At 71.5% G+C, this 13104-nt stretch carries 13 protein-coding genes; 8 read left to right on the top strand and 5 right to left on the bottom strand.

Annotated features, from left to right (window positions below; translation table 11 throughout):
- Nucleotides 1-74: 74 nt before the first annotated feature.
- Nucleotides 75-317, bottom strand: coding sequence for a mycoredoxin (locus tag ACGF5T_RS02915; RefSeq protein ID WP_356604362.1), 243 nt, complete (start codon nt 315-317; stop codon nt 75-77).
- Between the two features lie 166 nt (nt 318-483).
- Between ACGF5T_RS02915 and ACGF5T_RS02920 the strand changes: the two genes are divergently transcribed.
- From ACGF5T_RS02920 to ACGF5T_RS02935, 4 genes are all read left to right on the top strand, one after another.
- The gene (locus ACGF5T_RS02920; RefSeq protein WP_366766107.1) at nt 484-2688 is read left to right on the top strand and encodes an ATP-dependent DNA helicase UvrD2; all 2205 of its coding nucleotides are present in this window, start codon (nt 484-486) and stop codon (nt 2686-2688) included.
- Between the two features lie 165 nt (nt 2689-2853).
- On the top strand, nt 2854-3186 hold the full coding sequence (locus ACGF5T_RS02925) for a hypothetical protein (protein WP_366766108.1): 333 nt from the start codon (nt 2854-2856) through the stop codon (nt 3184-3186).
- Between the two features lie 174 nt (nt 3187-3360).
- Nucleotides 3361-3729 carry a WhiB family transcriptional regulator gene (locus tag ACGF5T_RS02930; RefSeq protein WP_356604368.1) on the top strand — a complete coding sequence of 123 codons (369 nt, stop codon included), beginning with the start codon at nt 3361-3363 and terminating at the stop codon, nt 3727-3729.
- Nucleotides 3726-4049: a hypothetical protein gene (locus tag ACGF5T_RS02935; protein ID WP_361017212.1), complete on the top strand. Its 324-nt coding sequence runs from the start codon at nt 3726-3728 to the stop codon at nt 4047-4049. Before ACGF5T_RS02930 ends, ACGF5T_RS02935 begins: the two co-directional genes overlap by 4 nt.
- 105 nt (nt 4050-4154) lie before the next feature.
- Here the strand turns inward: ACGF5T_RS02935 and ACGF5T_RS02940 are convergent, their stop codons facing one another.
- Together ACGF5T_RS02940 and ACGF5T_RS02945 are read right to left on the bottom strand one after the other, a co-directional pair.
- On the bottom strand, nt 4155-5546 hold the full coding sequence (locus ACGF5T_RS02940) for an AarF/ABC1/UbiB kinase family protein (RefSeq protein WP_366766109.1): 1392 nt from the start codon (nt 5544-5546) through the stop codon (nt 4155-4157).
- On the bottom strand, nt 5539-6753 hold the full coding sequence (locus ACGF5T_RS02945) for a TOMM precursor leader peptide-binding protein (protein ID WP_366766110.1): 1215 nt from the start codon (nt 6751-6753) through the stop codon (nt 5539-5541). Before ACGF5T_RS02945 ends, ACGF5T_RS02940 begins: the two co-directional genes overlap by 8 nt.
- Nucleotides 6754-7019: 266 nt before the next feature.
- Between ACGF5T_RS02945 and ACGF5T_RS02950 the strand changes: the two genes are divergently transcribed.
- The 4 genes from ACGF5T_RS02950 (at nt 7020) to ACGF5T_RS02965 (ending at nt 10953) form a co-directional block, all read left to right on the top strand.
- Nucleotides 7020-7616, top strand: coding sequence for a M48 family metallopeptidase (locus ACGF5T_RS02950; RefSeq protein ID WP_356604375.1), 597 nt, complete (start codon nt 7020-7022; stop codon nt 7614-7616).
- A 145-nt stretch (nt 7617-7761) separates the two neighbouring features.
- Nucleotides 7762-9486 carry a TerD family protein gene (locus tag ACGF5T_RS02955; protein ID WP_366766111.1) on the top strand — a complete coding sequence of 575 codons (1725 nt, stop codon included), beginning with the start codon at nt 7762-7764 and terminating at the stop codon, nt 9484-9486.
- 13 nt (nt 9487-9499) lie between these two features.
- Nucleotides 9500-10180 (top strand): AIM24 family protein, encoded by a 681-nt coding sequence (locus tag ACGF5T_RS02960; RefSeq protein WP_356604378.1) that lies wholly within the window; start codon nt 9500-9502, stop codon nt 10178-10180.
- A gap of 17 nt (nt 10181-10197) precedes the next feature.
- Nucleotides 10198-10953, top strand: a complete 756-nt coding sequence (locus ACGF5T_RS02965; protein ID WP_356604380.1) for an AIM24 family protein — start codon at nt 10198-10200, stop codon at nt 10951-10953.
- Between the two features lie 60 nt (nt 10954-11013).
- Here ACGF5T_RS02965 and ACGF5T_RS02970 read toward each other — a convergent pair whose 3' ends face one another.
- Together ACGF5T_RS02970 and ACGF5T_RS02975 are read right to left on the bottom strand one after the other, a co-directional pair.
- The gene (locus ACGF5T_RS02970) at nt 11014-11529 is read right to left on the bottom strand and encodes an NUDIX hydrolase (RefSeq protein ID WP_356604382.1); all 516 of its coding nucleotides are present in this window, start codon (nt 11527-11529) and stop codon (nt 11014-11016) included.
- A complete protein-coding gene (locus ACGF5T_RS02975) occupies nt 11526-13007 on the bottom strand; it encodes a zinc-dependent metalloprotease (protein WP_366766113.1) in 1482 nt (493 codons plus the stop codon). Before ACGF5T_RS02975 ends, ACGF5T_RS02970 begins: the two co-directional genes overlap by 4 nt.
- Nucleotides 13008-13104 lie beyond the last annotated feature (97 nt).

Raw genomic sequence — 13104 nt, forward strand, 5'->3', positions numbered from 1 at the left:
CAGAACGTCGTAGAGGGGCCCTCCCCGACCGGGGAGGGCCCCTCTACGACGTCACGCCGCTGCCGGCGAAGCGCTCACGCGCCGATCTTCTGCTTCACCTGCGCCAGCGACGGATTCGTGAGCGTCGAGCCGTCCGGGAAGAGCACGGTGGGCACCGTCTGGTTCCCGCCGTTCGCCTTCTCCACGAAAGCGGCCGAATCCGGATCCTGCTCGATGTTGATCTCCTCGTACGCGATGCCCTCGCGGTCCATCTGACTCTTCAGCCGACGGCAGTAGCCGCACCACGTGGTGCTGTACATCGTCACAGTGCCCGGCATGTGTTTCGCGCTCCTTCGGCGGCTCGGAAATGAGGTCGCACGGAGGGAACGTCCGCGGCGGCGCCACCATTCCCGGCACGTGACGCCCGTCGCACCGGTACGACAATCGGTGCGTGCCTGTGGACAACCGGCTCACCTGTCTCCCGCGACCTGGCAGCATGGCGGTGTGACAGCAGCAACGCACTCCACCCTTTTCCCGCAGGTACCGGACTCGGCCGACGCGGTGCTCGAAGGGCTCGACCCCGAGCAGCGCGAGGTGGCGACCGCCCTGCGCGGTCCGGTGTGCGTGCTGGCGGGCGCCGGGACCGGCAAGACCCGGGCGATCACCCACCGCATCGCCTACGGAGTGCGCGCCGGGATCCTCCAGCCGTCCAGCGTGCTCGCCGTCACCTTCACCAACCGCGCCGCCGGGGAGATGCGCGGCCGACTGCGCCAGCTCGGTGCCGCGGGAGTGCAGGCCCGCACCTTCCACTCGGCGGCGCTGCGCCAGCTCCAGTACTTCTGGCCGAAAGCGATCGGCGGCTCACTGCCCAGGCTCGTCGACCGCAAGATCCAGCTCGTCGCCGACGCGGCCGCCGCCTGCCGCATCCGTCTCGAACGGAGCGAGCTGCGCGACGTCACCGCCGAGATCGAGTGGTCCAAGGTGACCCAGACCGTCCCCGCCGACTACGCCCTCGCGGCGGCCAAGGCCGGCCGCGAGGCACCCCGCGACCCCGCCGAGATCGCCCAGCTCTACGCCGCCTACGAGGACCTCAAGCGCGCGCGGTCCGTCATCGACTTCGAGGACGTGCTGCTGCTCACGGTGGCCGTCCTCCAGGACCGACGGGACGTCGCCGAGCAGGTCCGCGCCCAGTACCAGCACTTCGTGGTCGACGAGTACCAGGACGTCAGTCCCCTCCAGCAGCGACTGCTGGAGTTGTGGCTCGGGGACCGTGACGACCTGTGCGTGGTCGGTGACGCCAGTCAGACGATCTACTCGTTCACAGGAGCAACCCCCGACCATCTGCTCGACTTCCGGAGCCGTCACCCCGGCGCCACCGTCGTCAAGCTGGTCCGCGACTACCGCTCCACCCCGCAGGTCGTCCACCTCGCCAACGGCCTGCTCGCCCAGGCCAGCGGCCGAGCCGCCGACCACCGGCTGGAACTGGTCTCCCAGCGGCCCGCGGGTCCCGAGCCGGTCTACACCGAGTACGCCGACGAGCCGGCCGAGGCCGAGGGTGCGGCCCGCCGTATCCGGGAGCTTGTCGACGCGGGTGTTCCGGCTGCCGAGATCGCGGTGCTGTTCCGCACCAACAGCCAGTCCGAGACCTATGAACAGGCTCTCGCCGACGCCGGAGTCCCGTACCAGCTGCGGGGCGCCGAGCGCTTCTTCGACCGTCCGGAGGTGCGCAAGGCCCACAGTTCCCTGCGGGCCGCCGCGCGCTTCGGCGGCAACGACTCGCTCCTCGACGACGTCGTGGACCTGCCCTCGCAGGTGCGTGCGGTGCTGTCCGGTGAGGGGTGGACCACCCAGCCCCCGGCCGGGTCGGGCGCGGTCCGGGAGCGGTGGGAGTCGCTGGCCGCCCTCGTGGGTCTCGCCCAGGACTTCGCCGCCGCCCGAGCGGGTGCCACGCTGAGCGACCTCGTCAGGGAACTCGACGAGCGGGCCGGGGCCCAGCACGCTCCCACGGTGCAGGGCGTCACGCTGGCCTCCCTGCACTCGGCCAAGGGGCTCGAATGGGACGTCGTCTTCCTGGTGGGCGTCACCGAGGGCATGATGCCGATCGCCTACGCAAAGACCGACGAGCAGATCGAGGAGGAGCGCCGCCTCCTCTATGTCGGCGTCACCCGCGCGCGTGAACGGCTGCACCTCTCCTGGGCACTGGCGCGCTCGCCCGGTGGCCGGGCGAGCCGCCGGCCCAGCCGTTTCCTGAAAGGGCTGCGCCCCGGTTCGGGTGCGGCGGCCGGGCGCACGGCCGCGGGCGGCTCCGGAGGCGTGGAACGCGGTGTCGGAAGGAGCGGTGCCGTGGCCGCGGCCGTCCCGAGACGGACCCAGCGGACCCCGGCCCGCTGCCGGGTCTGCGGGCGCACCCTCACCGACGCGGGCGAGATGAAGCTGATGCGCTGCGAGGACTGTCCGTCCGACATGGACGAGGGCGTCTACGAGCGGCTGCGCGAGTGGCGCGCGGTCCAGGCGGGACGCACCGGGCAGCCCGCGTTCTGCGTCTTCACCGACAAGACGCTGATGGCGATCGCCGAGTCCGTCCCCGAGGACGAGCGGGAGCTGGCCCGGATCCCGGGAGTCGGGGCGCGCAAGCTCAACCGCTACGGAGCCGATGTCCTGGCCATCTGCGCAGGCCAGGACGGGGTGGGCCGGGAAGACGACGACTGATGCGAACTCGTCGAAAAAATAGTTTGCGCATGCCCCGGGAATCCCCATAGGTTCTTGGTCACGGGAGCAGCGGCCTTCCCGGAGGCCCTGAAACCGTGTTGTACTTGCATATCCGCGGACTGGTTCACCCCAGTCCCCCCGAGACGCCGAGAGGAGGCGAGTCCAGTGATCAGCATCAACATCAGCTCCGTCGTCAGCTCCACCGCCAAACTGACCGATCGCTCGGCCGTCTCCCTGTGCACGCTCGGCGCCTCGAACCCGGGCACCGGTCTGTCCGGCGTGCGCGCCGTGCGTCCGGCCTCCACCTCCGTTGTCGCCGCGGACCTTCCCGTCCGTGAGCGCAATGAGCGACCGACCAAGGCACTGGAAGCAGCAGTAGCGGCACAGGCGCCTGCCTATGCCTTTACCGCGACCGGTGCCGGATTCCGGAAGCAGACGACGCAGCACCACCTGATGTGGGCCTTCCGTGGGCCAGAACCCTGGAGTGATCCAGCCTGATCTCGATCAGGCCGGCGCCTTCAGGGCCGCGGAACCCCACCCGGGATCCGCGGCCCTTCTGTTTGTCCCCGAACGGGGGCGACAGCACGAAGGAGCCTCGGGACAAGAAAAGAACCCGGTACCAAGCCGCCAACCGGCCGACCGGCCGGAACGACCAGACGAGGAAGACCACCCGTGCAACTCGAAGCGCACGCCCCGTCCGTACCGCCTTCCGACACGATCCCCAAGCCCGTCCCCACGGAGGACCCCACCTTGACCCCGCTCACCGCGCTCACCGCGCTCGACGACGCCATCGAGAACCTGGGCGTACCCGTCCCGTGCCGCTCCTACGACCCGGAGGTCTTCTTCGCCGAGTCGCCGGCCGACGTGGAGTACGCCAAGTCCCTCTGCCGCACCTGCCCGCTGGTCGAGGCCTGCCTCGCCGGTGCCAAGGAGCGGCGTGAGCCGTGGGGCGTCTGGGGTGGCGAGCTGTTCGTCCAGGGTGTCGTCGTAGCCCGGAAGCGGCCCCGTGGCCGCCCGCGCAAGAACCCGGTCACGGCATGAACACCGCAGGAACGATCGACCGTCCCCTCACGCACGACCCCAAGAAGCAGGCCCCGATGAAGCCGTCCACCCACGACATCGCAGGCACCACGCCTGAAGACTTCACCACCACCGACGCGAAGGACTCGCGTCAGAACAGGACCCGAGAGATGCAACTCATCCCAGAAGCCCTGGCTCGTGCGCATATGCACGACCGCCTGCAGCAGGCCGAGCAGGAACGCCGGGCGCTGCGCCTGGCGACCGCTCGCCGGATGCAGCGCCGGGCCGAGCGCGCCTCGATGCGCGCCCGGCGCGCCCTCGCCATGGCGGTCATGCAGTAGCCGAACACCCGAAGCGGTGGCCTCCCGGCCCGGGAGGCGAGCTCTTCCCCGTGGGGCCGGTCCGTCCGAACGGACCGGCCCCACGGGGCGTTCAGCGGTGGAGGCTCACGCCTCCGCCGCCGTCCCGTCCACCTCGTACGCATCCCCCGCTGCCTCGTCCTCGTCCTCGGGTAGGAACCCGACGAGCCACTCCTCCAGCTCGTCGCGCAGCCGCACCGTCGCCCCCAGCTGGCACAGCACCCCGATGGTGCTCAAGGTCACCCGGTGGATCAGGAGGTAGGCGGGCGGCAGATTGAGCTGCTTGGCCAACTGGTACGCCGGGGAGCGAGGGTCGCCGATCCGGGCCGCCTGGCTCCGCATCCAGCCACGGGTGAACGTGAACTCGTCGACGCGTGCCGGTTCGATGATCGGCAGAAGGTAGTCGAGGACGGCGTCGGGCTCCAGCTCTATGGACTCTTTGACGAAGCCCTCCGCGCAGAGCATCTCGTAGACCGCGTCGGCCTCTCCGTCCAAGGTCATGCGCAGGGCCGAGCCGATGGGTTCGGGCAGACCGCCCGGGAGGCGGTCGACCGTGCCGAAGTCCAGGACGCCGAGGTGCCAGTCGTCCTCGCCGTCCGGTCCGCCGGGCAGCAGCCGGAAGTTTCCGGGGTGCGGGTCGGCGTGCAGCAGCCCGGTGCGGGCCGGCCCCGAGAAGAGGAAGTGGGCCAGGAGCTGACCGGCCCGGTCGCGCTGCTCCGGCGTACCGCCCGCGATGATCTCGGACAGCGGGATGCCGTCCATCCACTCGGTGACCAGTATCTGCTCGCACTGGTGGACGACGTCCGGGACCACGATGTCCGGGTCGTCCGCGAACTCCTCGGCGTGCGTCCGTTGGGCCTGCGCCTCCAGGTCGTAGTCCAGTTCTTCCGAGACCCGGTCCTTGAGCTCCGTGATGAGCGGCTTGATGTCCATGCCGGGGACCAACGGGCCCAGCAGGCGGGCGAAACGGCTGAGCTGGTTCAGATCGGAGAGCAGAGCCTCGCCGGCGCCCGGGTACTGCACCTTGACCGCCACCTCGCGGCCGTCGTGCCACACCGCCCGGTGCACCTGACCGATCGAGGCGGCCGCGGCCGGCTTGTCCTCGAACTCCAGGAACAGGTCGGGCCAGTCCTCGCCGAGCCGCTCCGCCAGCACGCCGTGCACCGTGCGCGTCGGCATCGGCGGTGCCGCTTCCTGCAGCTTGGTCAGCGCCGCCCGGTAGGGGCCGGCGACCTCCTCGGGCAGTGCCGACTCGAAGACGGACAGGGCCTGCCCGAACTTCATCGCCCCGCCCTTCAGCTCGCCCAGCACCTTGAACAGCTGCTCCGCGGTGCGTTGCTGCAACTGCTGGCCGACGATCTCCGCGGACTCGCCCACGATGCGCTTGCCGAGCCCCCAGGTGGCCCGCCCGGCGAAGCCGAGCGGGAGCGCGGCGAGCTTGGCGGTCCGGGTGACCGCCTTGCGCGGAAGATCAGACATGCGCCCTCCAAGTCACAGCCGGCCGCGCCGGTACTGCCTTACGGCGTACTCCCGCTGACGGCCCTTGCCCAGCCATTGTCGCGCGCCGCTCCCCGTAGTCGGAGGTGTGTTCCTGCCCACCTTTTCCGGCGGCACCGCACGGACACGCGGGGTGAGCCCGGACCGGGTGCGTGTGCCACCGCAGGCCGGGCAGCGAGACCTCCCATCGCGCGCCGGCGCTCGAGGGGGTCCGGCCGTCCAGGAAGGCGAGCGCGTGGGCCGCGGCCAGCCCGGCGACCGTCGTGGCGAGGGTGAGGTCGCAGGCACGCACCCGCGGCCGGGTGCCGGAGCGCCACTGGGCGACCAGGCGGGGCCAGACCGGGTCCCGGTCGGCGCGCTCCGCGTGCAGGCAGCCCGCACAACCGGTCTCGCCCGGCAGGACGAGGGGGCCGACGACGCCGGTCCCCTCCACGACCCCGGCGTACAGATGGGGCGTACCCGAGGCCATCAGGGACTCCGCGGCGGCGGGGTCGGGGGCGTGCACCGCGACATCGTCGCGCGGGGCGACGACCACCAGGGAGAATCCCGAAGCGGCCTCCCCGGCCGGGGGCGTGGAACCGCTGCGCGGTGGTCGGCCGGGGGCGGCGCGGCGGACGACACGGCGGGCGGTCTCGTCCCGGCGGTCGCCGACGGACTCGGCGGGGAGCCCGCCGGGGGCGACGTCTTCCGGCTCGACACATCCGCCGTCGAGTACCTCGACCCCGCCGACACCGGCACCCGACAACAGGGCGGACAGCACCGCGCCCACCCGCCCCGCGCCCATGACCCGCACCCGGTGGGACCGCCGGGCCGCGAGGTGCCTGATCGCGTCACCCGGTTCGGAGGTGGTCAGGGACAGGGAGGCCAGATCGGGACGGAGCCGGTCGAGGACCTCCTTCTGCTCCCGCAGGGCGTCGGCGTCCGGTCCGCCGCCCCGGGAGTCGTCGAGCAGCCCGGCCTCGGCCAGCCGGTCCAGCACCCGGTCGACGTGCCCGTCCGGCAGGTCCATGCGGCGCCCCTCCTCGCGCAGGAGCTTCGGCCCGCGGGTGCCGTTGAGCAGTTCGAGGAAGCTGCCCGTCGCGGTGTCCACGGGGCCGAGCGTCAGCGCGTGCGCCGGCGCCATCCCGAACTGCACGGTGTTCAGGTCGCGCCAGCCGCGCCTGAGCGCGGGCTTCACCATCGGATGCATGCCTGGTCCCCCGTAGGTCTTCGCAGGTGGTCGAGCGACACCGTCGGCCCGGCCGCGGTCGGACGCGTACCGGTTTGTCGGATCAGTCGTGAATCTGTCGGCGAGTGCCAGCATGCCCGGATCCGTGATCGGCCGTCGAAAGTTGTCCACAGGCGGTGGGTATTCGTCGTACGAATCAGTCGTCCACCTCACAGGAGAGGCAGCGGATCGGCGCCGAACCCTCCCGGAGCCGGGACTTCCCCGTGTGCAGCGGGTAACGTCGTGGCGTGTCCGCCGACCCACTGCACCGCGCCGGGGCGTCCCAGCGCACACCGACGAATCCGCCGCCGAACGGCTCGGGGACGAGCGCGATCGAAGTCCGCAGGAGCACCCGGCGACGCCGGACGGTCTCCGCGTACCGCGAGGGCGACCGCACCGTCGTGCTGATCCCCGCCCGCATGTCCGAGGCGGAGGAGCGGCGCTGGGTGAGCGTCATGCTGGACAAGCTGGCCGCCCAGGAGAGCAAACGCGTCCTCGGCGACGCCGAGCTGGCCGAGCGCGCGGAGCGACTGTCGGGCCAGTACTTCGAGGGGCGGGCCCGGCCCGCCTCGGTACGGTGGGTGACCAACCAGAACACGCGCTGGGGCTCGTGCACGCCGTCCGAGGGAAGCATCCGGCTGTCGCACCGCCTGCAGGGCATGCCCGAGTACGTGGTCGACTACGTCCTCCTCCACGAGCTGGCGCATCTGCTCGTCCCCGGGCACGGGCCCCGTTTCTGGCGGCTGCTGGAGGCGTATCCGCGGACCGAAAGGGCCCGGGGCTATCTCGAGGGTGTGGTCGCCGCCGACCGTCTGCCGCACGTGCCCGGCGCCCGCAACGAATAGCGCACCTCCAGAGGCGCCCCGTCAGGTGTCCGACACGGCCCGGCACGGGTTCTGTACCGGGTCTGTACCGACACCTTCCGGTGTCCGGGACAGCCGTTAGCCTGGCGCGACGCACTTACTTTCGGATGGGGGACGGTCGTAACGCATGGCCAGGGAATTCCAACGCGGCCACAAGGCCAGGATCAGTGACCTCACCGCGGGCACGGATCTGTACGTAGGCGTGCAGATCTCCGGCCCCGGGCTGAGCTTCGACATCAGCTGCTTCGGTCTGGACGCCGAGGAGCGGCTGTCGGACGACCGGTTCTTCGTGTTCTTCAACCAGCCGAAGACCCCCGAGGAATCCATCCAGCTCCTGGGCGCCCAAGCGGGCGACACGGAGTCGTTCCGGGTCACCCTCGACCGGATCCCGCCGCAGATCCGGAAGCTCTCCTTCACGGCGACGATCGACGGCGCCGGGCAGATGTCCCAGGTGTCCTCCGGATACATCCGGATCGTCGCGGGCGGTGAGGAGGTGGCCCGGTACCCGTTCAGCGGCTCGGAGTTCTCCACCGAGCGTGCCGTGATGCTGGGCGACTTCTACATGAAGGACGTCTGGCGCTTCGCCGCCGTCGGACAGGGTTTCGACGGCGGGCTCGACGCGCTGCTGAGGAACTTCGGCGGCGAGGTGGCCGAGGAGGAGGCACCCGCGCCGCAGCAGCCGCAGGCCGGCGCGGTGCCGGGGTTCGCCCCGCCCGCCCAGGCCGCGGCGCCCCCGGCCTTCGGTGCTCCCGCCGCACCCGCCCCCGCGGCGGCCCCGCCTCCTCCCGCACCGCAGCCCGCCCCGCAGGGCTTCGCCCCACCGCCGGGCGCCACTCCGCCCCCGGCCCCCGCGCCCGGCCCGGGCGTGCACGCCGCGCAGACCATCGTCGCCCCCATGAACACCCCGCCGGGCGGCTCCCCGGTGCCGCCCCCGCCCCCGCCGCCGGGTTACGGCCAGCCGGGTCCGCCCGGTCAGCAGCAGCCGTACGGTCAGGTCCCCGGCCAGACCGCCCCGCCGCCCCCCGGGTACGGCCAGCCGCACACCCCGCAGGCCCCGCCCCCGCCGCCCGGGTACGGCCAGCCCGGCCAGCCGACCCCACCTCCCGGCTACGCCCAGCAGGCCCCCTACGGAACCCCCCACGGCGCGCCACAAGGTGCCCCGCAGGGAATCCCGCAGGGCGCACCGCACGGCGCCGGTGTGACGGCCGCGCTGCAGCAGTTCCGTGAGACGGCGACCGGGCAGCGCTGGACCCAGCAGAACAAGAAGCTCGTCCGCGTCGACCTCGGCGCCGAAGGCCAGCCCGTGCTGGCCCGGCAGGGCAGCATGGTGCTCTACCAGGGGAAGGTCGACTTCAGCTACAAGGGCGCCGGATTCGCCGGCCGGGTCGTGGGCAACGCCACCGGCCAGGAGATGCAGCTGATGCGCTGCACCGGCAAGGGACAGGTCTTCCTCGCCGACAACTCCGCGATGCTGCACCCCCTCGAGCTCCAGGGCGACGCCATCTGCGTCTCCGCGGAGAACGTCCTCGCCTTCGACGAGAGCCTCCAGTACGAGGTCCGCCGCATCGAGGGGCACGGCATCCCCGGAGGCGCGCTCTTCACGATGCAGTTCCAGGGGACCGGCACCATCGTCGTCAAGACGCACGGCGTGCCCGTGGTGCTGCCGGTCACGCCCACCACCTTCGCCGACTGCAACGCGGTCGTCGCCTGGTCCGCCGCAGCCCAGGTGGTCGTCTCCAGCCAGGTGCGGATGCGCCGCAACTCCTACGCGGGCGACACGGGCGAGAGCGTCAACCTGCAGTTCCGGGCGGCGCCCGGCAACTTCGTCGTCGTCCAGCCGTACGAGATCTGAGGGAGAGCCCGACATGAACCAGCCGCTCGCGGGCTACGCTCCCGCACCGGTCACCGCCCGCATGGAGAACCACGGCAACCACATGCTGAAGGTCGCCATGCAGACCGGACACGACCTCCTCGCGCGCGTGGGCTCGATGGTCGCCTACGAGGGCTTCGTCCAGTACGAGCCCAACCCGCCCGCCGTCCGCCAGATCGCCCGCGACTGGGCCACCGGTGAGGGCGCGCCCCTGATGAAGTGCTCCGGCGACGGCCTGCTCTACCTCGCCGACTACGGCGCGAACGTCGTCGTCATCAACCTCAACGGCGACGGGATCTCCGTCAACGCCACCAACCTGCTCGCCTTCGACGCGCACCTGACGTGGGGCGTCGAGCGGGTCAAGGGGCTGGCGAAGTTCGCCGGCCAGGGCCTGTGGAACACCAAGATCTCGGGCCAGGGCTGGGTGGCGCTCACCTCCCGGGGCAAGCCGATCGTCGTCGACTGCGGTGGTGGCGAGGACGAGACGTACGTCGACCCGGACGCGCTCGTCGCCTGGTCCCCGAACCTCAAGGTGAAGGGCAAGCGCAGTTTCAAGGCGCAGTCGCTGATCGGCCGCGGCAGTGGCGAGGCCTACCAGATGGCCTTCTCCGGTCAGGGGATCGTCGTCGTCCAGCCCAGCGAGGACAGCACCGACCGCCTCCGGGCACGGGGCTGAGGGGGAGCGAGAACACCATGCAGAGCCCGCTTTTCGCCTACAACGACCAGCAGACCCAGGAAGCCTGGAGCCTGCAGAACAAGCACATGCTCCGCGTCGCCCTCCAGGGCCACGACGACGTACTCGCCCGCAAGGGCACGATGGTCGCCTACCAGGGCCTCGTCGAGTTCGACGCCGAGTACCAGAGCGGCAACCAGTCACGCGCGCGTGCGCACACGGGGGAGGGCCTGGACCTGATGCGCTGCCACGGGCAGGGCACGGTCTTCTTCGCCAACCTCGCCCAGCACATCCACGTGATGGACGTCGACCAGGACGGTCTCACCGTCGACAGCAGCTACGTACTGGCCATGGACTCGTCCCTGCACCACGAGGTGATCGCGGTCGACAGCCTGTACGGCATCTCCGGCTCGGGGAAGTACCAGCTCAACATCACCGGCCGGGGCAGGGTCGCCCTGATGACCTCGGGTGCCCCGCTGCTCATGCAGGTGACGCCCGACAAGTTCGTCAACTGCGACGCCGACGCGATCGTCGCCTGGTCCACCGGCCTGCGTGTGCAGATGCAGGCCCAGACACACTCGTCCGGGGTGTGGCGGCGCCGGGGCAACACCGGCGAGGGCTGGGAGCTGAGCTTCATGGGCAGCGGCTTCGCGCTCGTCCAGCCCAGCGAGCTGCTGCCGCCGCAGAACGCGCAGCTCGGCTCGGGCCTGTCCGCGCAGTACGGCATGGGCCAGCAGGGTGCCCGCGGTCAGAACCAGGGCAACGTCTGGAGCTGAGCGCACAGCCGGCCGACGGCCCGGTGAGGGGTGATCGCACACGCGGTCACCCCTCACACGTCAGAGCCGCGCCCGGGTCGCCTCCAGCAGGCGTACGACCGACTCGTCGGCCACGTCCGCGACCTCGGCGTACGGGAACCAGCGCAGATCGAGGGACTCGTCACTGATCGCCTCCACGGCCCCGTCCGCGGCCACCGCCGCATACTGGACGTCCAGATGCCAGGCGCAGGGTGTGTGGTGCCGGTCGAGCCGGACCGGACCTCCGGGGAGCAGGGTCAGCCCGGCGATGCCGGACTCCTCGGTGCCCTCACGCAGGGCCGCCTGCGCCAGGGTCCGGTCGACGGGCTCGCAGTGACCGCCCATCTGCAGCCACATGCGCAACTTCTTGTGCAGGGTCAGCAGCACCCGTCCGCGCGACGGGTCGATCACCAGGGCGCTCGCCGTGATGTGCCCGTCCCCGCAGGCCTTCCACAGACCGTCGGGGTGCGTGGCGAGGTGGTCCAGGTAGACCTGCCGCAGTGCGTCCTGGCCCTCGTACCCCTTGAGGACCAGGACCGCGTCGTCGTGAAGGCTCACTCGGCGTCGTCGCTCCGGCCGTCGGCCCCGGTCCCGCCGTGATCCTTGTCGTCCTGCCCGTTCCCGTCCTGCCCGTTCCCGTCCTTCTTCTTCAGGTCGGGCTTGCCGGCCGCCTCGCCGAGCATCTTGTCCAGCTCGGAGAAGTCGAGCTGCTCACGGTGGACGAAGCCGTCCGGGTCGTCCAGGTCGGTCGCGGTCGGCAGCATGTCCGGGTGGGCCCACAGGCCGTCCCGGCCGTCGACACCGCGCGCGTCCGTCAGCGACGCCCACAGACGGGAGGCGTCCCGCAGCCGGCGCGGGCGCAGCTCCAGACCGATCAGCGTGGCGAACGTCTGCTCCGCCGGACCGCCCGAGGCGCGACGGCGGCGCAGCGTCTCGCGCAGCGCGTCGGCGGAGGACAGGCGCGGCTTGGCGGCGGCGTGCACCACGGCGTCCACCCAGCCCTCGACCAGGGCGAGCGCCGTCTCCAGCCGGGCCAGCGCCGCCTTCTGCTCCGGCGTGTCCTCCGGCTGGAACATGCCCTGCTGAAGTGCTTCCTGCAGCTGCTCGGGGTTCTGCGGGTCGAACTGGCCGACCACGTCCTCCAGCTTGGCCGTGTCCACCTTGATCCCACGGGCATAGCCGTCGACCGCGCCGAACAGGTGCGAGCGCAGCCACGGCACATGGGCGAAGAGGCGCTGGTGGGCGGCCTCGCGCAGGGCGAGATACAGCCGCACCTCCTCCTGCGGCACGCCGAGGTCCTTGCCGAACGCCTCGATGTTCACCGGCAGCAGGGCGGCCTTCCCGGCCGGGCCGAGCGGCAGGCCCACGTCGGTCGAGCCGACGACCTCGCCGGCCAGAACGCCGACGGCCTGACCGATCTGGGTGCCGAACATGGCGCCGCCCATGGACCGCATCATGCCGATCAGCGGGCCGGCCATGGCCTGCATCTCCTCCGGCAGCACATCGCCCATGGCGGTGCCGACGCGCTCGGCGACCGGATCGACCAGCTCCCGCCAGGCGGGCAGGGTCGCCTCGACCCACTCCGCGCGGCTCCAGGCCACCGCGGTGCCCGCACCCGACGGCAGCGCCGTCGCGTCGTCCAGCCACAGGTCGGCCAGGCGCACGGCCTCCTGGACGGCATTGCGCTCGGCGGGGCCCACGCTGGCGTCCTTGGTGCCGTCCGGCGTGCCCTGGGAGACCGTCTGGCGGGCGATCTGCTTGGCCATGTCCCAGTTCACCGGGCCGCCCTCGTAGGAGAGCATCTGGCCGAGCTGCTGGAACGCGGCGCCCAGATCGGTGGGGTTCATGGAACCGAACATGGCAGCGAACGGGTTGTCCGCACCGGGGCCGCCAAAGCCTCCGGCTCCGGGCATCCCGAATCCGAACGGGTTGGCCGGTCCCTGACCACCGCCGCCCTGCTGGTCCTTCTTCTTGCCCTCGTCGCCGTCGTCCGGCTCCTCCGGCGGAAGGCCGAATCCGAATGGGGTGTCACTCACGGGGTTCCTCGGCTGGTAGGGCCGCCGGTTCTTTCCGGCGGCACGGCTGCCCGACTTTCACACCCAGCGTAGACACCTGGGGCGGTTCGGGCCTCGG

It is taken from the genome of Streptomyces sp. NPDC047853, from assembly GCF_043204535.1.
GTDB lineage: Bacteria > Actinomycetota > Actinomycetes > Streptomycetales > Streptomycetaceae > Streptomyces.

Coding starts and splice junctions, on each gene's coding strand:
- ACGF5T_RS02915 (WP_356604362.1), bottom strand. CDS start 317: ATGCCGGGCACTGTGACGATGTACAGCACCACGTGGTGCGGCTACTGC.
- ACGF5T_RS02935 (WP_361017212.1), top strand. CDS start 3,726: ATGAACACCGCAGGAACGATCGACCGTCCCCTCACGCACGACCCCAAG.
- ACGF5T_RS02940 (WP_366766109.1), bottom strand. CDS start 5,546: ATGTCTGATCTTCCGCGCAAGGCGGTCACCCGGACCGCCAAGCTCGCC.
- ACGF5T_RS02945 (WP_366766110.1), bottom strand. CDS start 6,753: ATGCATCCGATGGTGAAGCCCGCGCTCAGGCGCGGCTGGCGCGACCTG.
- ACGF5T_RS02955 (WP_366766111.1), top strand. CDS start 7,762: ATGGCCAGGGAATTCCAACGCGGCCACAAGGCCAGGATCAGTGACCTC.
- ACGF5T_RS02960 (WP_356604378.1), top strand. CDS start 9,500: ATGAACCAGCCGCTCGCGGGCTACGCTCCCGCACCGGTCACCGCCCGC.
- ACGF5T_RS02965 (WP_356604380.1), top strand. CDS start 10,198: ATGCAGAGCCCGCTTTTCGCCTACAACGACCAGCAGACCCAGGAAGCC.